The following is a 26,514-nucleotide window of genomic DNA, read 5'->3' as shown; positions in this document are numbered from 1 at the left end:
GCAAGCCAAGAACCAACTCTACCAGCAGTCGGGCCGTTCGCCCTAAACGGTCGGCGTGCTGCACAATCATCTCAGCCGGAGTGTGCGGCTGGACCCGTTCGCGACGATGACGTCAAGGAGCCACATGATCAGCTGCATCGGCACGACAGGACCCCGATGACCACGCCCGCGCGGGTCGGTGCTCGGTGGATGACACTGTTCACCCTCGCCTGGCTGGCGGTCTGGACGGTTCAGCTCACTCCGGTGCAGCTGCTGCTTCCGTTGCAGCTCGACACTCCACAGGGCGACGGCACAGGCGGCGACGGCTGGATCAGCGGGGTCGTCTCGTCGGGACTCGTGCTCGGGGTGGGCGGACTCGCGGGCATCATCGCCGGGCCCCTCGCAGGCGCGCTCTCCGATCGCACGCGAAAAGGTCGGCGACGCAGGCGTCCGTGGGCGCTCGGAGCCGTCTGGCTCACCGCCGCGTGTCTGGTGGCCGCAGGGTTCGCAGACGGCGCCTGGGCTGTGGGAGCGGCGTGGGTGGGCATCTCGATCGGGGTGGCCATCGCCTCTACGGCCTTCGGGGCGTTGATCGCCGACCAGCTCGCCCCGAACCAGCGCGGTGCGGCGTCGGCAGCTGTCGGTTCGAGTCAAGCGGTCGGAATCGTGCTGGGCGTCGGGCTCGTCGTGCTGCTCGGACTCGGGATCCGCGACGGATATCTGATGCTCGCCGCTCTCATCGCCGTGATCGGCACCGCCGCCTCGCTGCTTCTTCCTGATCCGCCGACACACGACGACAGACGCCCCCCACGCGAGGCACGGCGGATGCTGGCCGCGGTGCGAGACCGTGACTTCGCCTGGATGCTCTCCGGGCGCCTCGTGACCAATGTCGGCAATGCGCTCGGCACATCGCTCTTCCTCTTCTTCCTGTTGCACGGACTCGGTCAGGGAACGGTCGAAGCGCAGGACAACCTGCTCCTGCTGATCGTCGTGTACACGGCGTTCGTCGTGATCGCCGCGGTGGTGACCGGCATCGTGTCGGATCGCACCGGCCGCCGCAGGGGACTCGCTGTCGCAGCCGCGCTCGTGCAGGCGTGCTCAGGTGTGGTGATCGCCGTGGTCCCGACCTTCGAAGCGACGATGATCGCGGCCGCCCTCATGGGAGTCGGCTACGGCGCCTTCTCGACTGTGGGCCTGGCGTTCGCGGCCGATCTGCTGCCGGACGACCAGGATCATGCGCGCGACCTCGGTGTCGTCACCGTCACGGCCGCACTCGGGCAGCTCATCGGTCCCGTGCTCGGGGCGGGGCTGGTCGCGCTCGTCGGAGGCTTCTGGCTCGTCTTCGTCGCCGCCGCAGTGCTGTCGGCACTCGGCGCCCTGCTCACTGCTCGCGCTCGTCAGCCCATTCGCTGACCGTCGTCTCGGCCTCCACCGTGGCGATGCCGAGACTGAGCACGGCGTTGAACACCTCGGGGCGCATGGCCGTCACGAGATGCGTCGTCCGCGGCACCACGATGAGTTCGGCGTGCGGGGCGAGGCGCAGGAACAGACCCTCATTCAGACGCAGCTGGTCGTACTGGCCGTTGACGAACCAGAGCGGCACCTCGATGCGGGCGACGGCGGTGGCGAGATCGAGAGCGGCGAGATTGCGCAGCGCGATGTCCTGTGTGTCGAGCGCATAGCCACCGGCGGCGAAGTCGGCGCGGGTGTCCTCAGGGATCGTCGCCTCGAGGATCCGCTTCGTGAGCCACATCCCCCTGTCGGGAAGCCGGTCGACGGCGCGTGCGAACACGCGGTAAGCGGCGAGTCCCGTGCCGCGGGGGAGTGAGGTGCACGAGGCAGCGATCAGACCCGAGACGGGCGGCCGCTCCGCACCGCCGGTGTAGGCCAACGTCAGCAACCCGCCCATGGAGTGTCCGACGAGCAGCACGCGTCCGCGTGTCGCCGCGTCGCGAACCGCGGCGTCGATCGTGTGCAGAGCCTCGTGCAGCGTGAAGTCCTCCTGCATCCGCGTGCCGTGACCCGGAAGATCGACCGCGGTCGCCGGAATCCCCGCCTTCTCGAGGAACAGCAGCTGCGACCGCCACATCGTCGCGGACGTGCGGATGCCGTGCACGAGGACGATCTGAACGGTCACACCATAAGCATACGAATGCGGGGTCTTCGTTCAGCCCCCGATTCCGAGAAGGGCATGGCGGGCGAGGCGCCGCTCGGCCTGCTCGGCGGGATCGGGGACCGGCGCGGAAGCGAGCAGGGTCTTCGTGTACTCGTGCTGCGGAGCGTGGAGCACGCCGCGGGTCGGACCCTGTTCGACAGCGACACCGTTCTTCATGACCAGCACGTCGTCTGCGAGGAGGTCGATCACTGCCAGATCGTGGCTCACCAGCATGCACGCGAACTCGTACTGCTCCTGCAACTCCTTGATCATGTCGAGAACAGCCGCCTGCACCGACACGTCGAGCGCCGACGTGGGTTCGTCGGCGATCAGGAGCTCCGGTCGCAGCATCAGCGCGCGCGCGATCGAGACGCGCTGACGCTGGCCGCCGGAGAGCTCGTGGGGATACCGGTTGATGACACTGCGAGGCAGTCGCACGGCATCCAGCAGCTCCTGCGCACGCTCCAGCCGCGACTTGCGCGTGCCGACCTTATGGATCACCATCGGCTCGATGATGCAGTCCCCGATCGGGAACCGGGGATTGAGCGACGCGGCCGGGTCCTGGAAGATCACGCCGATCTTCGCCCGGGCGGCTTTCGCATGCCGTCCCCGCAGCTTCGCGAGATCCATCCCGTGGACTCGCAGGCTCCCGTCGGCGACCGGCAGGAGGCCGAGAGTGGCCTTCGCGATGGTGGACTTGCCCGATCCCGACTCGCCGACGATGCCGAGGATCTTCTTCTTCGACAGCGAGAAGCTCACTCCGTCGACAGCGCGGAAGATCTTCCCGCGCTGGTCGTATTCGAGCACCAGGTCCTTCGCCTCGAGCACCAGGGTGCCCGGATCAGCGCCTCCTGCGGCGCCTGGTGCCACCGGTGCGGCGTCGACGTCGAGCGGGCTGAGCCGGGGGACCGCGCTCAACAGCTTCTGGGTGTACGGGTGCTCGGGCCGATCGAGCACGGCGTCGACAGCACCTGATTCGACGATGCGTCCACGGAACATGACCTCGACTCGGTCGGCGAGATCGGCGACCACACCCATGTTGTGGGTGATGAGCAGGATCGCTGCGCCGAGGTCGTCCTTGAGGCGACGCAGCAGATCGAGGATCTCGGCCTGCACGGTCACGTCGAGGGCCGTGGTCGGCTCGTCGGCGATGATCACCTTCGGCGAGCAGGCGATCGCCATGGCGATCACGATGCGCTGCCGCTGCCCGCCGGAGAACTGATGCGGGTACTGCCGGATGCGCTTCTCGGCGTCGGGGATCCCGACCAGGTTGAGGAGGTCCAGCGCCCGGCGCTTCGCGTCGCTGCCGTACGCGATGTCGTGGATCTCGAAGATCTCGGTGAGCTGGCGCTCGATCGTGAGCACCGGGTTGAGCGCGGTCATCGGCTCTTGGAAGATCATCGCGACCTCGGTCGCGCGCAATCTGTTGATCTGCGCCGCGGGGAGTCCCACGACCTCGGTCTCGCCGACCTTGGCCGAGCCGCTGATCAGCGCGTTGTCGGGCAGAAGCCCCATCGCGGCCGACGATGTGACGCTCTTGCCCGAACCCGACTCGCCGACGAGCGCGACCACTTCGCCGGGGCGCACGTCGAAGGAGATGCCTTTGACCGCATCCACGATCCCGCTCTCCGTCGCGAACTGCACGCGGAGATCGGTGAAGGAGAGAGCGGCGGCTTGCGGGGGGAGCGGGCGTGACACCTGGTGATCGTTCATGCGTCGTTCCTCCTCGCCTTGAGCAGGCGTCGAGCGTTGTGCGTCTGGCGGGGATCGAAGGCGTCCCGAAGGCCGTCGCCGATGAAGTTCACCGAGAGGGCGATCACGAGGATCAGCATTCCGGGCCACCAGAAGAGCCACGGGCGTGATGTGAAGGCATTCTGATACTGGCTGATCAGAAGGCCGAGCGAGGATTCCGGCGGTTGCACGCCGAAACCGAGGAAGCTGAGCGAACTCTCGAGCAGGATCGCGCCGGCGATGCCGAAGGTCGCGTTGACGACGATCACACCCACGGCGTTGGGAAGCAGATGGCGGAAGACGATCCGACCGGATCCTGCACCCATCGAGCGCGCGGCGGAGACGAATTCCCTCTCACGCAGAGTGAGCACCTCGCCGCGCACGAGTCGTGCGAGGCCGGTCCAGGTGAGCAGACCCAGTACCAGGGCGAGCGGCAGGATGGAGTCGCCGAGGTTTCCCGCGATCTTGCCCAGCACCGCGGCCAGTGCCAGGAGCGGGATGACGATGAACAGATCGGTCACGCGCATCAGGATGGAGTCGATGCGGCCACCCCAGTACCCGGCGACGGCTCCGACCACCGAACCGATGCACGTCGCGACCAGTCCCACGACGAGGCCGATGATGAGCGACTTCTGCGTGCCGCTCATGACGAGCGCGAAGTAGTCCTTGCCTGTCGAATCCTGGCCGAACGGGTGCTCTCCCCAGACGATTCCCGCGCCGCCCAGCCATTCCGGGATGAGGCTCAGAGTGGGGCGGCCGCCGTTGACCACGTCGGCCGCGTCGAGGTAGCTCTTCCCCCACCAGCCGGGTATGCCGGCGAAGCCGACGGAGGAGAACGCGACGACGGTGATGATGGCGAGCAGGATGATCGAGATCAGGGCTCCGCGGTGCCGGAAGAACCGGCGCCGCACGAGCTGCCCCTGCGACAGCGGCGCTGCGTCTTCCCGAAGGAGCGCGACGTCTTCTGCCTCGGCGAGGGAGTAGATCTCGACGGGTGTCGTGCGTGGAGTGTTGTCAGTCATTTTTCTCACACCCTGATTCGGGGGTCGAGCACGGCATAGAAGATGTCCGCGAGAAGGTTGAAGAAGATGGCCGCAGCGCCGGTCACCAGGAAGAAGGCCATCACGGGTGCAGGGTCCGCGTTCGAGAGTCCGGTGCGGAAGAGCTCTCCCATGCCTTTCCAGCCGAACACCGTCTCGGTGATGACCGCCCCGCCGATGAGCCCGGCGAAGTCGAACGCGGCGATCGTGGCGATGGGGATGAGAGCGTTCCGGAAAGCGTGCCGGAAGATGACGATGCGCTCCGGTGCTCCCTTCGCGCGAGCCGTGCGGATGTAGTCCTGCCGCCCGACTTCGAGCATGGACGAACGGGTGTACCTGCTGTAGCTCGCGAGAGAGATGAGAGCGAGGAGCAGAGTCGGGAGCAGCAGCTGCGTCGAGAGATCGAGGAAGGTCTCCCAGAAGGTGCCGTCGAAGTTCGGCGTCTGCGACCCGATCGTCGAGATCGGCCGCGGCTTCTTGTCGAGGAACCCGGGCCAACTGCGGAAGAGGTGGTCGATCACGGTCAGCGCGGCGCCGCCGAGACCCGTGGTGATGCTCACCCCGATGGCAGCACTGCGATAGCGGCCGCCGAGGCGCGATCCGATCACCCAGGGCACCGCGACCGCAGCGAGGGCACCGAGGATCAGGATCCACCAGTTCATGTAGTAGACGAAGACGTTGATGAGCGCGAACTGCAGCACCACCACGAACCCGGCCGTGATCAGCGCGGGAAGGAGGACCTCGCGGCGGTCGAGTCCCACGGTCATCGCCGTCGTGCTGAGCGCGAGTCCGATCGTGAGCACGGCCACGCCTGCGTAGCCGAGCTGCGGATTGCGGAAGAAGTCCGTCGCGAGCATGGCGGCGAGACCGCCACCGATGACGACGGCCGTCACGAGGAACGTGAGGACCCGTCGCTTCCAGGAGCCGCCGAGCACGACCTGCAGCACGAACGCGAAGGCGACTGCTATCAGGAAGATCTGCAATGGCGGCAGTTGTGGCTCCGCGATCCAGTCGTTGAACCCGATCGCCAGGTACTCCTTGAGGAGCACGGCTGCCCAGAAGACGGGCAGCGAGAAGAAGACGAAGGTGAGGAAGGTCACCGCGTAGTCGAGCCCGGAGTACTGACGGATCGCGGTCAGGATGCCGACCGCGACGCCGATCACGAGGGCGATCACCGTCGCCAGGAACACCAGTCGGAGCGTCGACGAGGCCGCCTGCCCCAGAAGGGTGCTGACCTCGACGCCGGTGCGATCCCTGCCCAGGTCGCACTGGCCGATCACGCACTTGCCGACGCCGCCGAGCCAGGTCAGGTAACGCAGGTACCAGGGCTGGTCGAGGTTCATGAAGTCGATGCGACGCTCCATGAGCAATTCACGGTTCTTCGCGCGACTCTCGCGCAGGTCTGCGAGCGGGTCACCCGCGTTGATGACGAGGACGTACATCAACACCGAGGCGACGAGGAGGATGCCGAGGGCAGCGGCGAACCTCCGGAGAATGAATTTGATCACTGTGGGGGCCTCATCGTTCGATCACGACCACGCGGGTTCGGCACTCAGGTGCCGAACCCGCGCGATCGCACGTGCAAGCGGAAGGGAGCTTATTCAGCCCGCTGCCATGCCTCCGCGTTCCAGATGATGCCCTGCTGCGTCACGTTGTGCTCGAGGCCCTCGAGATCCGACGACGAGGCGTCGAGGCTCGGGTGTGCGAACACCGGGATGCCGAACAGGTCGTCCCAGAGCAGCTTCTCGATCACCTTGGTCTGCTCGAGGTGGACGGCCGGGTCCATGCTCGTGGCGAGCGTGGTCCATGCGGCGTCGACCTCGGGGTTCGAGTACTGACCGTAGTTCTGCGGCTTGCCCGTCGCGTAGATGTTCTGACCCGAGGTGATCTGGCCGGATCCTGCCCAGGCGAACAGCGCGACCTCGTAGTCGCCGCGCTCCTGGGTTCCGCCGGGGGCGAAGAAGTCCTCGTTGCCGGCGTCGACGATGTTGAAGCCCGCCTTGTCGCAGGACGACTTGATGATCGCGACCTCTTCGGTGCGGCGCGGGTTGGGTGCCGAGTAGCCGATGCGGATCTCGGTGCCGGCCGCGACCTGCTCATCGACGATCGCCTTCGCGCCCTCGATGTCGACCTCGTCGTAGGCGCCGTCGTACGACGCGTCGAGGACCTCCTGGTAGGTGTCCTGGAACGGGAACACCTCGCGGGCGTTCATCACCTCTGCGTTCGGGTTGATCGGCTTGATGAGGTTGTCGACGATCTGCTGGCGAGGAACGCACATCGCGAACGCCTTGCGGAGCTCGAGGTTGTCGGAGAACACCGCCCCCGGCATGAAGTTGAAGTCCAGGTGCTCCCACGTCAGCGTGTCGCCGTCGTAGATCGTCGCCTTGTCGCCGAGGTCCTCGAGCTGGCTCAGAGTGTCGACGGTCGGCTGGGGAGAGATGACGTCGAGGTCGCCGTTGTCGAGCGCCTGGACCATCGCATCCTGCGCGACGAAGCGGATGACGAGCTGGTCGGTCTCGGGCTTCGGGCCGTAGAACTCATCGTTGGCGACGAGGGTGACCGATTCTCCGGCCTGCCACGAGTCGATCTTGTAAGGACCGGACGAGGGGATGAGGGATTCCTCGGGCACGGTTCCGGGCTCGGTCATCCAGCCGGTGTTCCAGAACTCGGCGGCCTCGGCGAGCGCGGACGCGTCCTTCGCCAGGATCGCCTCGGTGAGCTCCTCGACGCTCATACCCGCCTGCTCCGCCACGACGTGCGCGGGGTCGAGGAGGTAGGTCTGGATCTTCCAGTCGGGGTCGGGGTTGGCGTACTGCACGGTGAACGTCTTGCCGTCGAAGTCGCCTTCGGGGCCCGCGGGGATCGTGTCGCCGAGATCCTGAGAGACCGAGTTGAAGAGGGGAGCACCCTCTGCATCCGCGATGTTGACGTTCTGAATGCCCCAGGCGAGCACGGCGTCGGCGACGGTGATCGGCTCGCCGTCGGACCACACCGCATCGTCCGCGATCGTGAACTCGATGGTCAGCGGCTCGTCGGAGAGCACCTCGGCGGTTCCGAGCTCCTCGTACGGCTGTACGGCGCCCTTCGCGTCGAAGTAGAAGAAGCTCGCCTTGATGCGATCCGTGATCGCGCTGTTGTACGTGCTGTACGTCTCGGGGGTGAAGCCGTTGTAGCTGATGAAGTCGTTGGGGCCGACCGACACGGACACCGATGTGGACGAGCCGCTGTCGCTGTCCACCTCGCCCTCCGGGGGTGCACAGGCTGCGAGGACTATTCCGACGGCGGCAACGGATGCGATGGCCGCGGAGACACGCCTAAGACGCATATCTACTCCTAATTTGATTGTCGCTGATGTGGCAGGTGACTCGGTGTGGGGTGTGTCGAGCGGGCGATATAGGGACATACCACCCGCACATGTTGTGTGAGCCTGCCATCTGTCGACCCCCAGCGCAATGATTGCGTGAATCGTGGCTAACTGGTAAAGGAGCGGATGTGGAACGGCGCTCAGGCGGCGAATCGGGCATTCGCGCCCCCTCACCGTAGAATCGACAGGACATGTCACCACGCGCCCTCACTCCGCTTCAGCCTGCCGCGACGCCTGCGACGAAGATCCGCAATTTCTGCATCATCGCGCACATCGATCACGGCAAGTCGACCCTCGCCGACCGCATGCTCCAGATCACCGGCGTGGTCTCGGATCGCGACATGCGCGCCCAGTACCTGGATCGCATGGACATCGAGCGTGAGCGCGGCATCACGATCAAGAGCCAGGCCGTGCGCATGCCGTGGGAGCTCGAGGGCGAGACCTTCGCCCTCAACATGATCGACACCCCCGGCCACGTCGACTTCACCTACGAGGTCTCGCGGTCGCTCGCGGCCTGCGAAGGAGCGATCCTGCTGGTCGACGCGGCGCAGGGCATCGAGGCCCAGACTCTCGCGAACCTTTACCTCGCGCTCGAGAACGATCTGCACATCATCCCCGTGCTCAACAAGATCGATCTCCCCGCGGCCGACCCCGACAAGTACGCCAAGGAGCTCGCGTCCCTCATCGGGGGCAAGCCGGAGGACGTGCTGCGGGTGTCGGGAAAGACGGGAGTCGGCGTCGAGGAGCTGCTGGACCGACTGGTGCAGGAGATTCCCGCTCCGGTCGGAGACGCGGATGCTCCTGCCCGCGCGATGATCTTCGACTCCGTGTACGACGCATATCGGGGTGTCGTCACCTACGTGCGCATGGTCGACGGCAGCCTGTCACCGCGCGAGCGCATCCAGATGATGTCGACGGGTGCGAATCACGACGCGCTCGAGGTGGGTGTCTCCAGTCCCGAGCCGATCCCGACCAAGGGCCTCGGCGTGGGGGAGGTCGGCTACCTCATCACCGGCGTGAAGGATGTGCGTCTGTCGAAGGTCGGCGACACGATCACGGCGGCGCGAAGGCCGGCGACCGAAGCTCTTGCCGGCTACACCGATCCGAAGCCGATGGTGTTCTCCGGCGTCTACCCGATCGATGGCAGCGACTACGCCGAGCTTCGAGAAGCGCTCGACAAGCTGAAGCTCTCGGACGCGTCGCTGCAGTACGAGCCCGAGACCTCGGTCGCGCTCGGTTTCGGCTTCCGATGCGGGTTCCTCGGTCTGCTGCATCTCGAGATCATCACCGAGCGCCTCGAGCGCGAGTTCGGACTCGACCTCATCACCACCGCCCCCAGCGTGATCTACGAGGTGCTGACCTCCGACACCGGTGAGACCGTGACGGTCACGAACCCGAGCGAGTACCCCGACGGGCGCATCGGCTCGGTGTCCGAGCCCATGGTCAAGACCGCCATCCTCCTGCCCAAGGACTACGTCGGCACCGTCATGGAGCTGTGCCAGTCGCGCCGCGGCTCCCTTCTCGGAATGGAGTACTTCTCCGAGGAGCGGGTCGAACTGCGCTACATGATGCCCCTCGGCGAGATCGTGTTCGACTTCTTCGATCAGCTGAAGTCCAAGACCCAGGGCTACGCCTCCCTCGACTACGAGCCTGCCGGACAGCAGGAGGCGGACCTCGTGAAGGTCGACATCCTTCTGCAGGGCGACAAGGTCGACGCGTTCAGCTCGATCGTGCACCGCGACAAGGCCTACGCCTACGGCACGCTGATGACCGAGCGACTGCGCAAGCTCATTCCTCGCCAGAACTTCGAGGTGCCGATCCAGGCCGCCATCGGTGCCAGGATCATCGCCCGCGAGACGATCAGGGCGCTCCGCAAGGACGTGCTCGCCAAGTGCTACGGCGGTGACATCAGCCGCAAGCGCAAGCTCCTCGAGAAGCAGAAGGAGGGCAAGAAGCGCATGAAGATGGTCGGGCGCGTCGAGGTCCCCCAGGAGGCGTTCATCGCAGCGCTCTCGGGCGACGTCGAGGGCAAGGACAAGAAGTAGCCATCCGTCAGGGTGGTCGTCCAGGAAACGGGAAGTAGGCTGGGAAACATGCGGCGCGGGACTTTCCGAGACGACACGGTGGACTATGCGGCCGTGGGTGCGACCCACGCCTCCGACCTGATGCAGTATCCGCCGGAGCGGAGCATCCCGGCGGAGAACTCGTGGCGGATCGGCAGCGGTGTCGAGCGCTTCCAGACCGCCGGCGAGTCGCTTCTGACCTGGACGGCGCAACGCGCCGCGGGGCTCAGTGTCGAGGATGTGCGCCCGGCTCCTGGTCCTGCGTACTCGGGTGTGAGCTTCGATGCGGAGGGGACTCCCATCGCGCCGAGCAAGAACGACGTCGAGCAGCGATTCGATGCCGAGGGAACACCGTTCGCCGGCCCCGGAATGACTCTGCGGCTGCACGGGCGGGTCGCGGGGATGCGGGCGGATGCCGAGCTGCGCGTGATCTCGGTCACCGAGGAGAAGCGCCGCATCGGATTCGTCCTCGGCACCGTCGGCGGTTCGGTCGTGCGCGGCGAAGAGTCGTTCGACATCGACTGGCGTGAAGACAACGACGAAGTCTGGTTCACGGTGCGGGCCTTCGATGCGCCGAATTCGCTGTTGTACCGGGTTCTCCCTGCGCTGGTGAAGCGTCGCCGCCGAGAGCTGTTCGCGCGCTACCTGCGGGCGATCTCGCCCCTTTACGCGACTCCGGTCTGATGGCCGCAGTTCTCTGATGGCCGGTCCCCTTCCCCTGGGTGATCCGGCACCGGCCGACGGGCGATTTCCGTCCGATCTCTCGATCGATCCGTCGGTGCCGTTCTCGGCCTACCTGCACGTGCCCTTCTGCCGGGTGCGCTGCGGGTACTGCGACTTCAACACCTATACGTCCGGCGAGCTTCGCGGCGCGAGGCAGGAGGACTATGCCTCGACACTGATCACGGAGATCGATCTCGCGAAGCGCGTTCTCGCGGATGCGGGTCCGCTGCGCCCCATGGACACGGTCTTCTTCGGGGGAGGCACCCCGACGCTGCTGCCCGCCGGCGATCTCGCCCGGATGCTGGATGCCGCGACCGACGCGTTCGGCATGGCAGACGGCGCCGAGGTCACGGTCGAGGCGAACCCCGACACCGTGACGCCCGAGGTCGCCCGCATTCTCGCCGACGCCGGCGTCACCCGGCTGTCGATCGGGATGCAGTCGGCCGTGCCCCATGTGCTCGCCGCCCTCGATCGCACCCACCGCCCCGAGAACGTGACGACGGCGGTCGCCGCAGCCAAGGACGCGGGCCTCGCGGTCAGTGTGGACCTCATCTACGGCGCGCCTGGCGAGTCGCTGGGCGATTGGGAGGCGTCGCTCGATGCGGCGCTCGCTCTCGACTCGGACCACATCTCGGCGTACGCGCTGATCATCGAGGACGGCACGAAACTCGCCCGTCAGATCCGCCGAGGCGAGGTGCCCGCGCCCGATGACGATCTGCAGGCCGACATGTACGAGCTCGCCGATGCGCGTCTCGCGGCCGCGGGGTTCGACTGGTACGAGATCAGCAACTGGTCGCGCAGCGTCGAGCAGCGCTCCCGCCATAATCTGGCGTATTGGCGGGGGAGCGACTGGTGGGGTTTCGGCCCCGGCGCGCACAGCCACGTCGCGGGGCTCCGTTTCTGGAACGTCAAGCACCCTGCCGCATACGCCCAGCGGCTCGCCGCAGAGGAATCGCCGGCTGCCGGCACCGAACGACCGAATGCGGAGTCGCGGACCCTCGAGCGTGTCCTTTTGCTCAGCCGCATCCGCGAGGGGATCGCGGTCGCCGACCTGCAGCCGGACAAGCGTCCGCGCGTCGCCGGTCTGATCGCGGACGGCCTCGTCGATCCTGCTGCCGCGATGCGCGGGCGGGTGCAGCTCACTCTGCGCGGCCGTCTTCTCGCTGACGCCGTGGTGCGCGAGCTCACGGACTGACCGCGGTTCGGATCGCTACGGAAGCAGATCCAGTGCCGCGGCGCGACGCTGCGCGACCGTCGATGTCTCGGCGTCGAACAGGCGGGTCGTGCGCGCGGAACCGTAGGCGGGCCACCCCGGGTCACCGGACCTGATGAACGAGATCCACGCCTCATGCATCTCGTCCGCGAGGGCCTGGGGAGCGTCGCGTCCCGCGAGGCGCTCGGTCTCGGGATCGCCGAGTCGATCGAACACGAATCCCAGTTCGAGAGCGTGGGCGGCGCGGAGGTCGCGCACCGGACTCTGCCATGCGAATTCGTAGACGTACGTCGGTGCGGTGCGTGCTCTGGCGACGCGGGTGAGGGGTGCGCGAAGCAGGAGATCCGTGGCGAGCTGACCGAAGATCTCGCCTGTCGATGAGGAGGGGAATGCCGAGCGGTATGCGACGACGGCCTTGCGGGGGATCCGCAGCGCCAGACGAGCGAACAGGAGGTTCGCCTCACTGATCGCAGACAGCGCCGCCGGTGGGAACCACAGCCGGTACTCGTCGGTGTTGCTCCCGATGAGCAGAGGGACGTCGGTGTCGGCGATGACCTCGTGCGGCGAACGGGGGAGGGATGCGGCATCCAGGGCGAGCTGGAATCCCGGAGCGCCGCCGAGCGGAGAGGACTCGGCCGCCTGTTGACGTCTGGCGTTCAGCAGGCGCTGCGGCGAGATCGCCGCGAACCCCCGGCGGTCTGCCGGGGTGCCGAGCAGCTTCGCCATCTGCGCCGTGACACGCCCGGCTTTCTTCGCGCTCTGCGCTTCGAGCGGACCCGACTGGATGATCGCGCGCGCGATCAGCGCACGTGACGGTGTGTTCGCGAGCAGTGCCGCGACGATCGCACCGCCCGCTGATTCGCCCATCACGGTGATCTGCGCGGGGTCGCCCCCGAATGCGGCGATCTCGCGGTGGACCCAGGCAAGGCCTGCTGCCGCATCCTGCAGTCCGAGATTCCGGGGAGCGTCGTCCAGAACGGAGAAGCCCTCGCTTCCCAGGCGGTAGTTGAGCGAAGCGAAGACGATGCCGGCGCGGGCGAACGCCGCACCGTCGTACAGGGGGAGAGCGGCCGCGCCTCGCTCGAGCGCGCCGCCGTGGATCCAGAGGACGACCGGTGCGTTGCTCGCCTCTTCGGGCGCCCACACGTTCACGGTGAGGATCTCGTCGCCCGGGATCTCGACGGAGCCGAGCAGTTCACCGATCGCACCCGGGTACGGATGCTGAGGAGCCGTCGCTCCGAAAGACGTGGCATCGCGCACGCTGTCCCAGGGGGCCGGCGGACGCGGCGCTCGGAAGCGATTCGCCCCGAACGGAGCGGCGGCGTAGGGGATGCCGAGGTAGCGGTGGACACCGTCCGATGTCTCGCCGCGCACGATCCCGGCGGACACGGTGACCTGCGGCGCGACACTCATGGTGCCCATCGTAGGGCGATCAGCGCGACGCCCCCGCTGACCGGTAGAATTGGCACTCGAAGTCAGTGAGTGCCAAGAGGGAGGAGATGCGATGGTCAGCGAACGAGGCCTTCAGGTCCTCCGCGCGATCGTGCAGGACTACGTCGAGACGCATGAGCCCGTCGGCAGCAGATCGATCGTCGACCGCCACTCCTTCGGCGTGTCGGCAGCGACGATCCGCAACGACATGGCGCTGCTCGAAGACGAAGAGCTCATCGCGGCGCCGCACACCTCGTCCGGTCGCGTTCCCACAGACAAGGGCTATCGGGTCTTCGTCGACCACCTCGCCCAGCTGCGGCCTCTCTCGGGCGCACAGCGAACGGCCATCGAGTCGTTCCTCACCGATCCCGCCGATCTCGACGACCTCATGGCGCGCACCGTGCGGGTTCTCACTCAGCTCACCGGTCAGGTCGCTCTGGCTCAGTATCCGTCGTTCGCTCGGGCGAACCTCACCCACATCGAACTCGTCGCTCTCGCCCCGACGCGTCTGCTGATCGTCCTGGTCACCGACGCCGGAGGAGTGTCGCAGCGCATGGCGCCCCTGCCCGCTGTGGTCGATGAGGCCGATATGGCGGTGCTCCGCGCCCGACTGGCGGCGTTGATCACCGGGCGGGCGGTGAGCGATGCCGCCGACCGACTGAAATCGCTTCTCGCGGACGACGAGCATGCGGGCGACCAGGTGCTCCGTGCGCTGGCGACCATCATCATCGACGAGCTCGGCCAGTTCCGGCAGGAGCGTCTCGTGATGGCCGGTGCCGCGACGCTCGCCCGACGCGAGCAGGACTTCCGCGGCAGCATCCATCCGTTGCTCGAGGCGATCGAAGAGCAGGTGACCCTGTTGCGGCTGATGAGCGAGATGGAGACCGATTCTCACGGTCTCGCGGCGAGCATCGGCACGGAGAACGCATCGTTCGGGCTCGGCGAGGCATCGATCGTCGCGAGCAACTACGCCGCCCCGAGCGGCACTGCTCGAGTCGGAGTGATGGGGCCGACCCGCATGGACTATCCGAGCAACCTCGCGGCGGCGCGGGCTGTGGCCCGTTACCTCTCGCGGATGCTCGACGAAGACGAGGCCGCCCGCTGACGCGGGCGCCCTGACACAACACGCAGAAGGGCCATTGTGGCGGATCACTACGAGGTACTCGGCGTCTCGCGCGACGCTTCCACCGACGAGATCAAGAAGGCGTATCGACGTCTTGCACGTCAGCTCCACCCGGACGTGAACCCGGGTGAGGATGCTGCCGAGAAGTTCAAGCTCGTGACCCACGCCTACGACGTGCTCAGCGACGACGACTCGCGGCGCCGTTACGACATGGGCGGAGGCGATGGAGCCGCAGGCAACTTCGGCGGCTTCGGCGGTTTCGGCGACATCTTCGAGACGTTCTTCGGAGCGGCACAGGGCGGCGGGCGAGGGGCGCGACCGCGGTCTCGCCGCGAGCGCGGCCAGGATGCTCTGGTGCGAGTCACTCTCGACCTGGGCGATGTGGTGTTCGGAGCGCACCGCGACATCGAGGTCGACACGGCCGTACTCTGCGAGACGTGCAACGGGTCGTGCTGTCAGGAGGGCACATCGCCCGTCACGTGCGACATCTGCGGCGGCTCGGGTCACGTGCAGCGCCAGGTGCGCAGCCTGCTCGGCAACGTCGTGACCTCTCAGCCCTGCGGCACCTGCGAGGGATACGGCACGACGATCCCGTATCCCTGCGGCACATGCGGAGGACAGGGGCGTGTCCGTTCGCGCCGGACGGTGTCGCTCGACATCCCGGCCGGTGTCGAGACCGGCCTGCGTCTGCAGCTGCCCGGGTCGGGCGAGGTCGGCAAGGCGGGCGGTCCGAACGGCGACCTGTACGTCGAGGTCACCGTGAACCCGCATCCGGCATTCAGTCGCGACGGCGATGACCTGCTGGCCACCCTCGAGGTGGCGATGACCGATGCGATCCTCGGCACCGAGACGACCATCCAGGGACTCGACGGCGAGGTGGACCTCGAGATCCGGCCCGGCGTGCAATCCGGCGATGTGCTCACCATCAAGGGTCGAGGGATCACCCCGCTGCGCGGAAACCAGCGCGGCGACCTCCGCGTCGGCGTGCAGGTGCTGACCCCGACCAAGATCGATTCGGCGCAGCGCCGACTGATCGAGGACTTCGCGAAGAAGACCAAGGCACCCGCGCCCGCGCTGGCGCAGTTCCAGCAGGGGCTCTTCTCGAAGTTCCGCGATCGCTTCCGCTCGCACTGATCGGCATCGCATGGCATTGCACTTCCTGGTCGATTCCGCGTCGGATGCCGACGTCGGCGACACGGTCACGCTGACAGGGGCCGAGGCCAAGCACGCCGCGGTGGTGCGTCGACTGCGCGTCGGCGAATCGGTCACGGTGGGCGACGGAGCCGGCGTCTGGCTCAGCGGCGTGGCCGAGGAGGTCTCGCCGACCCGCGTCGATGTTCGCGTCGCGCAGCGCACGGTCGAACCGGCGCCGAGTCCGCGGATCGTCCTGGTGCAGGCGCTCGCGAAGGGCGATCGCGACGAGCTCGCGGTGCAGGCCGCGTGTGAGCTCGGCGTCGACGAGGTGGTTCCCTGGCAGGCGAGTCGCAGCGTGTCGCGCTGGGACGGTGCCAAGGCGATCAAGGGGCGTGAGCGCTGGGCGAGCATCGTGCGCGAAGCGGCCAAGCAGGCGCATCGGGCATGGGTTCCCGAGATCGCGACAGCGGTGACGACGAAGCAGCTCGCGGCACGGGCATCCCGACAGCGCGTGCTCCTGCTCGATCCGACTGCTCCGTCGAGACTCTCGGACCTGCAGCCCGACGGGCGGGACATCGTGCTGGTGGTCGGACCCGAGGGCGGCATCTCCGACGACGAGCTGTCGCGTCTGGTCGACGCCGGTGCAGAGCGTGTGCTGCTCGGTGACACCGTGCTGCGCACATCGACGGCGGGTCCGGCGGCGATCGCCGTGCTGTCGGTCGCGCTCGGACGATGGTGATGCGGATCGAGGTCGCCTCACCGCCGCGCGGCAGCGCCCTGTCAGTAGACTGAGTGCATGTCCGAGCCCTCGATCTTCACGCGCATCCTGAACGGCGACATCCCGGGCGAGATCCTGCTGGACACCGGCCGGGTCTTCGCGATCCGTGACATCGACCCGCAGGCGCCTCTGCATGCGCTGGTCATCCCCAAGACCGAGGATTATCGCGACGTGGCCGAGCTGGCCGCCGGAGACCCGGGTCTGCTCGCTGAGATGGTGACGGTGGCCAAGCGGCTCGCCGACGACCACGCGAACGGCGAGTTCCGCCTCATCTTCAACAACGGCGCGAGTGCTGCGCAGTCCGTCTTCCACGTGCACGCCCATGTGCTCGGCAATATCGAGGAGAACAAGCTCGTTGGCTTCTGACGATCAAGACATCATCACCGAACGCGTCTACGCCGACGGCGTGGCGATGGTGCAGCTGCTCGGCCCGCAGGACCGCCTGCTCCGGATGCTCGAGAAGGAGCATCGCGACGTGCAGGTGCTCGTGCGCGGTAACGAGATCACCCTGACCGGCACTGCGGAAGCGGTGCAGAAGGCCAAGGATCTCGTCGACGAGCTGCTCACCATGACCAAGGCAGGGCATGATCTCGCGCCCAGCGATGTCTCCAGCTCTGCGCGCCTGTTGCGCAACGACGGAGGCCCCCGCCCGAGCGAGGTGCTGGGCGAGGCGATCCTCTCGACCCGGGGCAAGGTCATCCGCCCGAAGACGCTGGGCCAGAAGGAGTACGTCGACGCGATCGAAGAGAACACCATCGTGTTCGGCATCGGTCCCGCGGGTACCGGCAAGACCTACCTCGCCATGGCGAAGGCCGTGCAGGCGCTGCAGCGCAAGGAGGTCACTCGGATCATCCTCACCCGCCCCGCCGTCGAGGCAGGGGAGCGCCTCGGGTTCCTGCCCGGAACGCTCACCGACAAGATCGACCCGTATCTGCGTCCGCTCTACGACGCGCTGAACGAGATGATGGACCCCGAGATCGTGCCGCGCCTGATGGCCACCGGCACCATCGAGGTCGCGCCACTGGCATACATGCGCGGGCGCACTCTCAACGACTCCTTCGTCGTGCTCGACGAGGCGCAGAACACGACTCCCGAGCAGATGAAGATGTTCCTGACCCGCCTCGGCTTCGGGTCGAAGATGGTCGTCACCGGCGATATCACCCAGGTGGACCTCCCGCAGGGGTCGTCGGGGTTGCGCCTCGTGACGCGGGTGCTCGACGGCATCGACGACATCCACTTCGCGCGTCTCACGAGCGACGACGTCGTGCGCCATTCTCTCGTCGGCCGCATCGTCGACGCCTACAGCGAGTATGACGAGCGCCGCACGGCGCAGCGCCATGAACGCGAGCAGGCGGCCGAGTTCGCGAACCGGGCCGACCGCCGAGGCGCGCAGAGACCCGGACCTCGCGACCGGATGCCGAAACGAGGCCTCTCCTGATGAAACGAGCACAGCCATGATCGAGATCAACAACGAGTCGGCCATCGACGTCGACGAGACCGTGCTGCAGCGCCTGACCGACTTCAACCTGGCTCAGCTGCATGTGAGTCCGGATGCCGAGGTCGCCATCGTGCTCGTCGACGAGGGAGCCATGGAAGCACTGCACGTGCAGTGGATGGATGAGCCGGGCCCCACAGATGTGCTCAGCTTCCCGATGGACGAGCTGCGCCCGGGCACCGAAGACCGGCCGACGGCTCCCGGTCTGCTCGGCGACATCGTGCTGTGCCCGCAGGTCGCCGAGACGCAGGCGCAGGCCGCCGGCCACACACTGATGGACGAGCTGATCCTCCTGACCACGCATGGGCTGCTGCACCTGCTGGGCTTCGACCATGCAGAACCCGACGAGGAGCGTGAGATGTTCGGACTGCAGAAGGAGCTCATCCAGGGCTTCGCTGCCGTCGAACGTCGACGATGACCGCGGCACTCCTTCTCGCGGGGGCTGTGCTGCTGGTCGCCTTCGGCGGCCTCATGGCGGCGATCGATGCGGCCTTCGGGGTCACTTCGCGCTCCGACATCGCGGAGATGGGCACGGAAGGACGAAACGCCCGGCAGCTCGCACGGATCGCGGTCGATACCGATGCGCACGTCAACTCGGTCTCCTTCATCCGCGTTCTCGCCGAGACCGCGGCCGCCGTGCTCGTGACCGTGGCCTTCAGCATCCTGTTCGACAACATCTGGTGGGCGATGCTCGCCGCCGCAGTGCTGATGACCGGCATCACTTTCGTGCTCGTCGGCGCGAGCCCTCGGTCGTTCGGCCGTCAGCACGCAGACGGCATCCTCCGCGCCAACGCCGGGATCGTGCGCGGGCTGCGCATGTTCCTGGGGCCGATCGCTCAGGGACTCGTGCTCCTCGGCAACAAGGTGACCCCTGGCACCGGACGCAGTTCCTTCACATCGGAGGAACAGCTGCTCAGCATGGTCGACGAGGCCGCGTCCAACGACCTCATCGAGGCGGACGACCGTGACCTCATCCACTCCGTGTTCGACTTCACCGACCAGTTCGTCCGTGCCGTCATGGTGCCGCGCACCGAGATGGTGACGGTCGATGCGACAGCGACGACCGACGAGGCCATGACGCTCTTCCTGCAGCGAGGTGTCTCGCGCATGCCCGTGGTCGACGACGACGCGGATGATGTCGTCGGGGTGCTGTATCTGAAGGACCTCGTGCAGTTCGCGTATCGCGACGACAGTGCCTGGCGCGCGGCGTCGATCCGTCCGATCGCGCGACCCGCGACGTTCGTTCCCGAGTCGATGCGCGCCGAGACACTGCTGCAGCAGATGAAGCGCGATGCGGTGCACGTGTGCCTCGTGATCGACGAGCACGGCGGCATCTCGGGACTCGTCACGCTCGAGGACCTCATCGAGGAGCTCGTCGGCGAGATCTCGGACGAGTACGATCGAGTGGCAGCAGAAGTCGTCGAGCTCGGCGACGGACGATACCGCGTGAGCGCCCGACTCTCGTTGGAGGACGTCGGCGATCTGTTCGGACTCGAACTCGAGGACGACGACGTGGACTCCATCGGCGGACTGCTGGGCAAGGCCTTGGGCCAGGTTCCGCAGCCGGGAGCGATGGCGACCGTCGATGGGCTGACCCTCACGGGCGGCGCATCGAGAGGGCGCGGGCGAGGAATCGCGACGGTGTTCGTCGAGCGCGCCGCGAACGATCCTGCCAAAGCAGGTCACGAAGGAGACCAGGACGATGACTGAGCAGATGCGAAGCGGGTTCGTGACCTTCGTCGGGCGCCCGAACGTCGGCAAGTCGACGCTCACCAACGCGCTCGTGGGCGAGAAGATCGCGATCACGAGTGAGAAGCCGCAGACGACCCGCCGGGCGATCCGTGGGATCGTGAACCGCCCCGCGGGCCAGCTCGTGATCGTCGACACGCCGGGTATCCACAAGCCGCGGACGCTGCTCGGCGAACGTCTCAACGATCTCGTCGAGCAGGTGCTCGGTGATGTCGACGTCATCGGGTTCTGCGTTCCTGCGACCGAGAAGGTGGGCCCGGGCGACAGACGCATCGCCGCGTCCCTCGACGGGTACTCGCGCGCGAAGAAGGTCGCGATCGTGACGAAGACGGATGCTGCCGGACGCGATGAGATCACAGAACGGCTGATGGAGGTCGACGCTCTGCGTGAGGACTGGGCGGCGGTGATCCCGTTGTCGGCGCTGACGCGCGATCAACTGGAGGTTCTCGCCGACGAGGTGCTCTCACTCATGCCCGAGGGGCCGGCTCTGTACGGCGAGGGCGTCACGACCGATGAGTCGGAGGAGGACCGCATCGCCGAGATGATCCGCGAAGCAGCGCTCGATGGTGTTCGTGATGAGCTTCCGCACTCGATCGCCGTCGTGATCGACGACATCGCGCCTCGCGAAGACAGCGACCTGACCGACGTGCACGCATCGATCGTGGTCGAGCGCGACAGCCAGAAGGCGATCATCATCGGTCACAAGGGCAAGCGACTCGCGGATGTCGGCCGCAGGGCGCGCGCGGGCATCGAGGAGCTCCTCGGCACGCGGGTGTACCTGGGCCTGCACGTGAAGGTCGCCAAGGAGTGGCAGCGCGACCCGAAGCAGCTCGGTCGACTCGGCTTCTGACATGGAGGACCGACGCGCAGAGCGGGTCGGGTGCTCCACCGGACGACTGAGATGAGCACCCGCGGCGACGATGCCGAGAAGAAGAAGGATGCCGCCTTCAGTGCTGTGTTCGATGCGAACTGGGCGCGCGTCCGCCATCACGTCGAGGGAGTCGTCGACGACGACGCCGAAGTGACGGAGATCGTGTCGGAGATCTTCCTCGTGGCGTGGTCACGCCTCGATCCGGCCAAGCCGATGGATCGCCTGTGGCTCCTGCGAGCGGCTGACCGTGTGCTGCGCTCCCGCTCTGCCAGAGCAGTCACTCGACGCACTGCTCTCGACGCTGTGCATCAGGGCATGTCCGGTGAAGAGGGTGCCGCCGACCTCACCATGCGCGTGCGGGTGCTCACAGCTTTGGGTGTCCTTTCCCGGACCGAGCGGCGTATCATCATGCTGACATACTGGGATGGGCTCGCAGTGGGGGAGATCGCTGAGATGCTGCGCAGCCCGCGGATCCGAGTGAGGAAGAGGTTGCGCCGCGCACAGCAGAAGCTGCGTTCGGCGCTCGGACTGGAGGAGGCGGGGTGACGCCCATGGGAGACCACGCGGTGCTTGACCGGGTCTTGACGGATGCGGACCCTGCGCGGACGCCGCGCGATGCGCATCCCGATGCGGCCGCCCTGATGGTGCGCGACCGGATCATCCGGAATGCCCGCGCGCCGCGCCTCCGCCGCGCCGTGGTCTTCGGCTGGGCCGCCGGCCTCGCGACGGCCGCGGCTGCTGCCGTGGTGGCGGTCGCGGTGCTCGTGCCGCAGGGGCAAGCGGTGGCAGACGGGCTCGACCCGCTCGACTTCTCGTCTGCGGAGAGCGCGTCGACCACGGTCGCGAGTGCGCAGGATGCGCTGGCGTCGGCCTCGGGTCCGACCGCACCCGAGCGACTCGTGCGTTCGGCCAGCTGGGCATTCGACATCAACGGCAGTACGGGTGAGACCGAGGTGGTTCCGCAGCTGACGCTCCTGAGATGGGAAGCCGATCTCTCAGGACGGATGACGAGCATCCTCGGAGTGCCTTATGACCCGGCCGACGCCGCCGCGAACATGGACGCCGAGGTGAGCAGCTCGGGCGAGGTCGCCGTCGACCTGCCGATCGAGGCCGGACAGTTCTCGACGCCTGTTCCTGAGGCGTTCGGCAGCAGCGAGAGCGACGTGGAAGCGGCACTCACGGCATTCGGGATGCCGGCCGACCCCTCGGGAGCAGATGTGCTGACGGCCATGACCACGATGCTGCAGCAGTGGACGCTGACCAACGCGCAACAGTCGCAGCTCCTCGGAATCCTGGAAGCGACAGGGGATGCAGAAGGTCTGGGGACGACGGTGGATCGTCTCGGCCGACCGGCATCCGGCCTGCGGGTGGTGTCGACGGACGGTTCCGCGAGTGACGTCGTGCTCGTCTCGGGCGACACGGGTCGCATCATCGGGATCGAACGCACGAACCTCGAGGACACCGACGTGATCGACGCGGGCGCGGTGGTGTCGTACACGCTCTGGGATGTCGACGAGAGCCTGATCCGATGAAAGCCGGTCGGATCGCCGTAGGGATCGCGATCGGCGTGCTGCTCTCGGGTGGTCTCGGGGGAGCCGCGTACGCCGAGGGGTTCGGCGAGGAAGAGACCGCCCCTCTCATCGTCGAAGTCATGGACGAGGTGCCCGGCGGCATCGTCATCGACGGCAACCATGCGGTGTGGCCCGAACTCGGGATGACGCTGACCGTGCCCAGCCGGGGCGAGATCGGGCTGCGGGCGGCGGTCGGATCATGCGCGACCGGTCAGGTCTGCGCATTCACGGGCGGTTCGGTGACCGGAGCGAAGCTCAGCTGGACCACGTGCTCGACGCACACGATCCCGTCGAGCTTCGTCACGAGGTCCATCGCGGATGCCCGATCCAGCGGATCGCTCCAGGCGCGCAACGGTTCGACGGTGCTCGCCACGGCACCCGCGAACGGGTGGGCCAACGTGTCGGGCACGGCGAACAACGTCCGCTGCATCCTCTGATTCGTCCTATCGCTCGGCCCGCAGTGCCGATGTGATGATCACGAGGCCGTCGCCGTACGCGTCATCCACGGCGTCCTGCAGCGTACCGTCGTCCCACACGACCTGCACCCACACGTAGCCGCGTTCCGGCCCTGCTGTCAGCGCGTTGGTGCCGAGCCAGGGGAAGACCTCGTCCTGCACGAGCGACAACTCGCGATCGGTGCTGTTCCCCGGCACTCCTCGCGTGGGGTCCTCGATCGGCATTGGGTCGTACAGGGCGAGCAGGACCGGTGGATCGGTGAGCGTGAATCGCTCGCCGTCGTACGTACCCCGAGCGGCGTAAGAGCCCCACCTGACCTCACCGCTCGACTCGCTGCCTTCGACGTGATCCCACGTCCACCCGTCGACCGGCACGCCGACGCACTGCGGTGGGTAGGACTCCATCACGGTGCCGAGGCAGATCTCGACGTCACCGGCCGCATCGATCACCATGCCGGCCGCGGTCACCGGACCCTCGGGTGGAGTGACGAGGGGCGGAGACGCGGGAAGCCCCGCCGGCGCGCTCGTCGGGGCGGGGGAGGAGCCCGCATCCGTTGCACAGCCCGACAGCACGAGGAGCGCGGTCACAGTGACTGTGGCGGCGGCTGACGCGAGAGAGCGCGAGATCGTCATACTCCCTAGTGTCGTGCGTCCCGTGATCGTCTCACCGTGCGATCACTGCGCCTCTTGCTGCTACCATGGCCGCATGCCTTTCGGCGGTCTGCTTCTTCTTAGCTGCCGCGACGAGTCCTAAAGCTAGGGCCTTCCTCGTCGCGGCGCTTGTGTTGGCCCGTTCACATTTCTGACGAAGAGAAGAAGCCCCATCATGCAGAACACTCAGCGCCCGTCTGCGATGCCGATCCACAAGTATCGGCCGTACCACGAGCAGATCACGGTCAACCTCCCCGACCGCACCTGGCCGGACGCCCGCATCACCGAGGCGCCCCGGTGGTGCGCAGTCGACCTCCGCGACGGCAACCAGGCCCTGATCGACCCGATGTCACCCGAGCGCAAGCGCGTCATGTTCGAGCTGCTCGTCAGCATGGGCTACAAGGAGATCGAGGTGGGGTTCCCGTCGGCGAGCCAGACCGATTTCGACTTCGTGCGTCAGCTGATCGAGGAGAACCTGATCCCGGATGACGTCACGATCCAGGTGCTGACGCAGGCGCGCGAGCACCTGATCGCCCGTACCTATGAGTCGATCGCCGGCGCCAAGCAGGCCATCGTGCACCTGTACAACTCGACGAGCGTGCTGCAGCGCGAGGTCGTCTTCCGCACCGATAAGCAGGGCATCATCGACATCGCGCTCGAGGGCGCTCGCCTGTGCCGTCAGTACGAGAAGACGATCCCCGACACGCAGGTCTATTACGAGTACTCGCCCGAGAGCTACACCGGCACCGAGCTCGAGTTCGCCGTCGACGTCTGCAACCAGGTGATCGAGGTCTTCGAGCCCACCCCTGACCGCAAGGTCATCATCAACCTGCCGGCCACCGTCGAGATGGCTTCGCCGAACGTCTACGCCGACTCGATCGAGTGGATGAGCCGCCACCTCGCGCACCGCGAGAACGTCATCCTGTCACTGCACCCGCACAACGACCGGGGCACGGCCATCGCCGCGGCAGAGCTCGGCTACATGGCCGGCGCCGACCGCATCGAAGGATGCCTGTTCGGCAACGGCGAGCGCACGGGCAACGTCGACATCGTGGCGCTGGGCATCAACCTCTTCACTCAGGGCATCGACCCGCAGATCGACTTCAGCGACATCGACCAGGTCAAGCGCACGGTCGAGTACTGCAACCAGCTGCCGGTACCCGAGCGCAGCCCCTGGGCGGGAGACCTGGTCTTCACCGCGTTCAGCGGATCGCACCAGGATGCGATCAAGAAGGGCTTCGAGGCGATGGCCGCCCGAGCCGACGCCGAGGGCGTGACGGTCGACGAGATCGAGTGGGCTGTGCCGTACCTGCCCGTCGACCCGAAGGACCTCGGTCGCTCGTACGAGGCCGTGATCCGCGTGAACTCGCAGTCGGGCAAGGGCGGCGTCGCTTACCTGTTGAAGGCAGATCACGCGATCGACTTGCCGCGCAAGCTGCAGATCGAATTCTCGGGGGTCGTGCAGACCAAGACGGATGCCGAGGGCGGCGAGGTCACGAGCGAGCAGATCTGGTCGATCTTCAACGACGAGTACCTGCCGGCAGCAGACACCGAGTCCAAGTGGGGCCGGTTCGAGCTGCTCTCGACGCAGACCCGCAGCGACATGTCGGGCGACGTGGTGCTCGATGTGACGCTGCGCGACGACGACCAGCAGGTCGCTTTGGCCGGGAACGGCAACGGACCGATCGCGGCATTCATCGAGGTGCTGCGCGCCCAGGGCTTCGACATCACGCTCTACGACTACGTCGAGCACGCGCTCAGTGCCGGCGGTGACGCGCAGGCTGCCGCCTACGTCGAGCTGCAGGTCGGCGACCAGCGGCTGTGGGGCGTCGGCATCGACGGTGACATCTCGACGGCATCCCTCAAGGCGATCGTGTCGGGCGTCAACCGTTCGATCCGCACGCGTCAGCGGGAGCTCGCAGCGGTCTGATTCCCCCTCGTCGAGCGAGGACGGCGGAGCCGATGGGCGTCCCCGGTCGTTGAGCGAGGACGGCGGAGGCGAGGGGCGTCCCGGGTCGTTGAGCGAGGACGGCGGAGGCGAGGGGCGTCCCGGGTCGTTGAGCGAGGACGGCGGAGCCGACCGAGACGAAACGCGGTGAGGTACGTCGGACAGGTCACCACGTTTCGTCTCGGGGCTTCGCTCCTCGCTCAACGACCGGCGAGGGGTGAGGCTTCGCTCCTCGCTCAACGATCGGCGAGGGGCGGGGCTTCGCTCCTCGCTCGACGACCGGCGAGGGGTGAGGCTTCGCTCCTCGCTCAACGACCGGGCATCACGGCTTGATGATCGGGATCACACCGGTCTCCGCGGCCACCTTGCGGCGATACAGCCGCCGCTGTTCGGGGAGCGAGACATCGAAGCTGACCGCGAGCACCCGGATGACGGCGGTGAGCACGATTCCGAGGAGCGCCGCCAGCGGGATCGGCATTCCGAAGGCGTTCGCGATCACGATGAACGTGCATCCGGCTCCCGCGGCGACCGCGTACAGCGACCCGACGTGCATGATCGCGGTCGGGAGGCCCATGAGCATGTCGCGGAGCACGCCGCCCCCGACTGCAGCGCATGCACCGATGAAGACAGCAGGAACCGGGGGAATGCCGAACGCGATCGCCTTGCTGGTGCCGAAGGCGCCGAACATGCCGATCACGACGGCGTCGAGCACGACGATGACCTTGTTGAGGCGGTTGAACAGGCCGGCCAGGAGCATGCCGAGCAGCGAGGCGCCCGTCGCCGTGAGCAGGTACCAGTTGTTCTGAAGGGTGGCCGGAGTCTGACCGAGCAGGATGTCGCGGATGAGGCCGCCACCCATGCCGATCATGATCCCGATGATCGCGACGCCGAGCCAGTCGAGCCGGCGTTGGCCTTGGAATCCCGAGGCGAACATCGCTCCCTGCACCCCTCCGAGGCCGACACCGAGAAGGTCCGCCCAGAGCGGAATGATGAAGAGCGGTTCGGTCACCCCTCCATTCTCCCGTACGGAGGATAATCGA

General features: G+C 67.1%; 24 protein-coding genes. 16 read left to right on the top strand and 8 right to left on the bottom strand.

Going from position 1 to position 26,514, the window contains the following annotated elements:
- The first annotated feature begins 189 nt into the window (after window positions 1-189).
- Window positions 190-1,392 carry an MFS transporter gene (locus tag AC3WS6_RS12225; RefSeq protein ID WP_492501268.1) on the top strand — a complete coding sequence of 401 codons (1,203 nt, stop codon included), beginning with the start codon at window positions 190-192 and terminating at the stop codon, window positions 1,390-1,392.
- Here the strand turns inward: AC3WS6_RS12225 and AC3WS6_RS12220 are convergent.
- The 5 genes from AC3WS6_RS12220 to AC3WS6_RS12200 form a co-directional block, all read right to left on the bottom strand.
- Window positions 1,361-2,116: an alpha/beta fold hydrolase gene (locus AC3WS6_RS12220; protein ID WP_492501267.1), complete on the bottom strand. Its 756-nt coding sequence runs from the start codon at window positions 2,114-2,116 to the stop codon at window positions 1,361-1,363. The genes AC3WS6_RS12225 and AC3WS6_RS12220 overlap by 32 nt on opposite strands.
- A gap of 30 nt (window positions 2,117-2,146) precedes the next feature.
- On the bottom strand, window positions 2,147-3,847 hold the full coding sequence (locus AC3WS6_RS12215) for an ABC transporter ATP-binding protein (RefSeq protein ID WP_492501266.1): 1,701 nt from the start codon (window positions 3,845-3,847) through the stop codon (window positions 2,147-2,149).
- Window positions 3,844-4,887: an ABC transporter permease gene (locus AC3WS6_RS12210; RefSeq protein ID WP_492501265.1), complete on the bottom strand. Its 1,044-nt coding sequence runs from the start codon at window positions 4,885-4,887 to the stop codon at window positions 3,844-3,846. The genes AC3WS6_RS12215 and AC3WS6_RS12210 overlap by 4 nt, the downstream gene beginning before the upstream one ends.
- A 5-nt stretch (window positions 4,888-4,892) precedes the next feature.
- On the bottom strand, window positions 4,893-6,413 hold the full coding sequence (locus AC3WS6_RS12205) for an ABC transporter permease (RefSeq protein WP_492501264.1): 1,521 nt from the start codon (window positions 6,411-6,413) through the stop codon (window positions 4,893-4,895).
- A gap of 89 nt (window positions 6,414-6,502) precedes the next feature.
- Window positions 6,503-8,230: an ABC transporter substrate-binding protein gene (locus AC3WS6_RS12200; RefSeq protein ID WP_492501263.1), complete on the bottom strand. Its 1,728-nt coding sequence runs from the start codon at window positions 8,228-8,230 to the stop codon at window positions 6,503-6,505.
- A 230-nt stretch (window positions 8,231-8,460) separates the two neighbouring features.
- On the opposite strand from AC3WS6_RS12200, the gene lepA reads away from it, so the two are divergent.
- Genes lepA through hemW form a run of 3 tightly spaced genes read left to right on the top strand, consistent with a single transcriptional unit; the run spans window position 8,461 to window position 12,250 of the window.
- Entirely contained in the window at window positions 8,461-10,314 is a 1,854-nt protein-coding gene (gene lepA, locus AC3WS6_RS12195) for a translation elongation factor 4 (RefSeq protein ID WP_492501262.1), read from the top strand.
- Window positions 10,315-10,362: 48 nt separating this feature from the next.
- Window positions 10,363-11,016 carry a DUF1990 domain-containing protein gene (locus tag AC3WS6_RS12190; RefSeq protein ID WP_492501261.1) on the top strand — a complete coding sequence of 218 codons (654 nt, stop codon included), beginning with the start codon at window positions 10,363-10,365 and terminating at the stop codon, window positions 11,014-11,016.
- Between the two features lie 16 nt (window positions 11,017-11,032).
- Window positions 11,033-12,250 (top strand): radical SAM family heme chaperone HemW, encoded by a 1,218-nt coding sequence (gene hemW, locus AC3WS6_RS12185; RefSeq protein ID WP_492501260.1) that lies wholly within the window; start codon window positions 11,033-11,035, stop codon window positions 12,248-12,250.
- A gap of 15 nt (window positions 12,251-12,265) precedes the next feature.
- Here hemW and AC3WS6_RS12180 read toward each other — a convergent pair whose 3' ends face one another.
- Complete coding sequence (locus tag AC3WS6_RS12180; protein WP_492501259.1) at window positions 12,266-13,681, bottom strand: carboxylesterase/lipase family protein; 1,416 nt, start codon at window positions 13,679-13,681, stop codon at window positions 12,266-12,268.
- Between the two features lie 91 nt (window positions 13,682-13,772).
- Between AC3WS6_RS12180 and hrcA the strand changes: the two genes are divergently transcribed.
- The 11 genes from hrcA to AC3WS6_RS12125 are packed head-to-tail and all read left to right on the top strand — an operon-like array spanning window position 13,773 to window position 22,857.
- Window positions 13,773-14,804 carry a heat-inducible transcriptional repressor HrcA gene (hrcA, locus tag AC3WS6_RS12175; protein WP_492501258.1) on the top strand — a complete coding sequence of 344 codons (1,032 nt, stop codon included), beginning with the start codon at window positions 13,773-13,775 and terminating at the stop codon, window positions 14,802-14,804.
- Window positions 14,805-14,840: 36 nt separating this feature from the next.
- Entirely contained in the window at window positions 14,841-15,956 is a 1,116-nt protein-coding gene (dnaJ, locus tag AC3WS6_RS12170; RefSeq protein WP_492501257.1) for a molecular chaperone DnaJ, read from the top strand.
- 10 nt (window positions 15,957-15,966) lie between these two features.
- Window positions 15,967-16,695, top strand: a complete 729-nt coding sequence (locus tag AC3WS6_RS12165) for a 16S rRNA (uracil(1498)-N(3))-methyltransferase (protein WP_492501256.1) — start codon at window positions 15,967-15,969, stop codon at window positions 16,693-16,695.
- A gap of 57 nt (window positions 16,696-16,752) precedes the next feature.
- Window positions 16,753-17,100: an HIT domain-containing protein gene (locus tag AC3WS6_RS12160; protein WP_492501255.1), complete on the top strand. Its 348-nt coding sequence runs from the start codon at window positions 16,753-16,755 to the stop codon at window positions 17,098-17,100.
- Window positions 17,101-17,146: 46 nt separating this feature from the next.
- Window positions 17,147-18,172, top strand: coding sequence for a PhoH family protein (locus AC3WS6_RS12155; RefSeq protein ID WP_492501495.1), 1,026 nt, complete (start codon window positions 17,147-17,149; stop codon window positions 18,170-18,172).
- Between the two features lie 16 nt (window positions 18,173-18,188).
- Complete coding sequence (gene ybeY / locus AC3WS6_RS12150; RefSeq protein WP_492501254.1) at window positions 18,189-18,647, top strand: rRNA maturation RNase YbeY; 459 nt, start codon at window positions 18,189-18,191, stop codon at window positions 18,645-18,647.
- On the top strand, window positions 18,644-19,939 hold the full coding sequence (locus AC3WS6_RS12145; protein ID WP_492501253.1) for a hemolysin family protein: 1,296 nt from the start codon (window positions 18,644-18,646) through the stop codon (window positions 19,937-19,939). Before ybeY ends, AC3WS6_RS12145 begins: the two co-directional genes overlap by 4 nt.
- Window positions 19,932-20,828 carry a GTPase Era gene (gene era, locus AC3WS6_RS12140; RefSeq protein ID WP_492501252.1) on the top strand — a complete coding sequence of 299 codons (897 nt, stop codon included), beginning with the start codon at window positions 19,932-19,934 and terminating at the stop codon, window positions 20,826-20,828. Before AC3WS6_RS12145 ends, era begins: the two co-directional genes overlap by 8 nt.
- A gap of 51 nt (window positions 20,829-20,879) precedes the next feature.
- Complete coding sequence (locus AC3WS6_RS12135) at window positions 20,880-21,395, top strand: RNA polymerase sigma factor (protein WP_492501251.1); 516 nt, start codon at window positions 20,880-20,882, stop codon at window positions 21,393-21,395.
- Window positions 21,396-21,400: 5 nt separating this feature from the next.
- Window positions 21,401-22,381 (top strand): hypothetical protein, encoded by a 981-nt coding sequence (locus AC3WS6_RS12130; protein ID WP_492501494.1) that lies wholly within the window; start codon window positions 21,401-21,403, stop codon window positions 22,379-22,381.
- Window positions 22,378-22,857 (top strand): hypothetical protein, encoded by a 480-nt coding sequence (locus AC3WS6_RS12125; RefSeq protein WP_492501250.1) that lies wholly within the window; start codon window positions 22,378-22,380, stop codon window positions 22,855-22,857. Before AC3WS6_RS12130 ends, AC3WS6_RS12125 begins: the two co-directional genes overlap by 4 nt.
- 6 nt (window positions 22,858-22,863) lie before the next feature.
- On the opposite strand, the gene AC3WS6_RS12120 is transcribed toward AC3WS6_RS12125, so the two are convergent.
- Complete coding sequence (locus tag AC3WS6_RS12120) at window positions 22,864-23,508, bottom strand: hypothetical protein (RefSeq protein ID WP_492501249.1); 645 nt, start codon at window positions 23,506-23,508, stop codon at window positions 22,864-22,866.
- A gap of 193 nt (window positions 23,509-23,701) precedes the next feature.
- Between AC3WS6_RS12120 and leuA the strand changes: the two genes are divergently transcribed.
- Window positions 23,702-25,456, top strand: a complete 1,755-nt coding sequence (gene leuA / locus AC3WS6_RS12115; RefSeq protein WP_492501248.1) for a 2-isopropylmalate synthase — start codon at window positions 23,702-23,704, stop codon at window positions 25,454-25,456.
- 340 nt (window positions 25,457-25,796) lie between these two features.
- On the opposite strand, the gene AC3WS6_RS12110 is transcribed toward leuA, so the two are convergent.
- Window positions 25,797-26,483: a trimeric intracellular cation channel family protein gene (locus AC3WS6_RS12110; protein WP_492501247.1), complete on the bottom strand. Its 687-nt coding sequence runs from the start codon at window positions 26,481-26,483 to the stop codon at window positions 25,797-25,799.
- Window positions 26,484-26,514: the final 31 nt, after the last annotated feature.

The sequence above is a fragment of the Microbacterium sp. EB106-03-03-XG65 genome (genome assembly GCF_058791955.1).
The sequence above is the reverse complement of the archived record's forward strand: the minus strand, read 5'-3'. Positions and strand labels throughout refer to the sequence as shown.

Bases quoted from the DNA above. Each gene is read 5' to 3' on its own strand.
- AC3WS6_RS12125 (WP_492501250.1), top strand. From the start codon at position 22,378: ATGAAAGCCGGTCGGATCGCCGTAGGGATCGCGATCGGCGTGCTGCTC.
- lepA (WP_492501262.1), top strand. From the start codon at position 8,461: ATGTCACCACGCGCCCTCACTCCGCTTCAGCCTGCCGCGACGCCTGCG.
- AC3WS6_RS12180 (WP_492501259.1), bottom strand. From the start codon at position 13,681: ATGAGTGTCGCGCCGCAGGTCACCGTGTCCGCCGGGATCGTGCGCGGC.
- AC3WS6_RS12155 (WP_492501495.1), top strand. From the start codon at position 17,147: ATGGTGCAGCTGCTCGGCCCGCAGGACCGCCTGCTCCGGATGCTCGAG.
- era (WP_492501252.1), top strand. From the start codon at position 19,932: ATGACTGAGCAGATGCGAAGCGGGTTCGTGACCTTCGTCGGGCGCCCG.
- AC3WS6_RS12210 (WP_492501265.1), bottom strand. From the start codon at position 4,887: ATGACTGACAACACTCCACGCACGACACCCGTCGAGATCTACTCCCTC.
- AC3WS6_RS12200 (WP_492501263.1), bottom strand. From the start codon at position 8,230: ATGCGTCTTAGGCGTGTCTCCGCGGCCATCGCATCCGTTGCCGCCGTC.
- AC3WS6_RS12130 (WP_492501494.1), top strand. From the start codon at position 21,401: ATGGGAGACCACGCGGTGCTTGACCGGGTCTTGACGGATGCGGACCCT.
- leuA (WP_492501248.1), top strand. From the start codon at position 23,702: ATGCAGAACACTCAGCGCCCGTCTGCGATGCCGATCCACAAGTATCGG.
- AC3WS6_RS12135 (WP_492501251.1), top strand. From the start codon at position 20,880: ATGAGCACCCGCGGCGACGATGCCGAGAAGAAGAAGGATGCCGCCTTC.
- AC3WS6_RS12190 (WP_492501261.1), top strand. From the start codon at position 10,363: ATGCGGCGCGGGACTTTCCGAGACGACACGGTGGACTATGCGGCCGTG.
- AC3WS6_RS12160 (WP_492501255.1), top strand. From the start codon at position 16,753: ATGTCCGAGCCCTCGATCTTCACGCGCATCCTGAACGGCGACATCCCG.
- ybeY (WP_492501254.1), top strand. From the start codon at position 18,189: ATGATCGAGATCAACAACGAGTCGGCCATCGACGTCGACGAGACCGTG.
- AC3WS6_RS12145 (WP_492501253.1), top strand. From the start codon at position 18,644: ATGACCGCGGCACTCCTTCTCGCGGGGGCTGTGCTGCTGGTCGCCTTC.
- AC3WS6_RS12120 (WP_492501249.1), bottom strand. From the start codon at position 23,508: ATGACGATCTCGCGCTCTCTCGCGTCAGCCGCCGCCACAGTCACTGTG.
- hrcA (WP_492501258.1), top strand. From the start codon at position 13,773: ATGGTCAGCGAACGAGGCCTTCAGGTCCTCCGCGCGATCGTGCAGGAC.
- AC3WS6_RS12165 (WP_492501256.1), top strand. From the start codon at position 15,967: ATGGCATTGCACTTCCTGGTCGATTCCGCGTCGGATGCCGACGTCGGC.
- hemW (WP_492501260.1), top strand. From the start codon at position 11,033: ATGGCCGGTCCCCTTCCCCTGGGTGATCCGGCACCGGCCGACGGGCGA.
- AC3WS6_RS12215 (WP_492501266.1), bottom strand. From the start codon at position 3,847: ATGAACGATCACCAGGTGTCACGCCCGCTCCCCCCGCAAGCCGCCGCT.
- AC3WS6_RS12225 (WP_492501268.1), top strand. From the start codon at position 190: ATGACACTGTTCACCCTCGCCTGGCTGGCGGTCTGGACGGTTCAGCTC.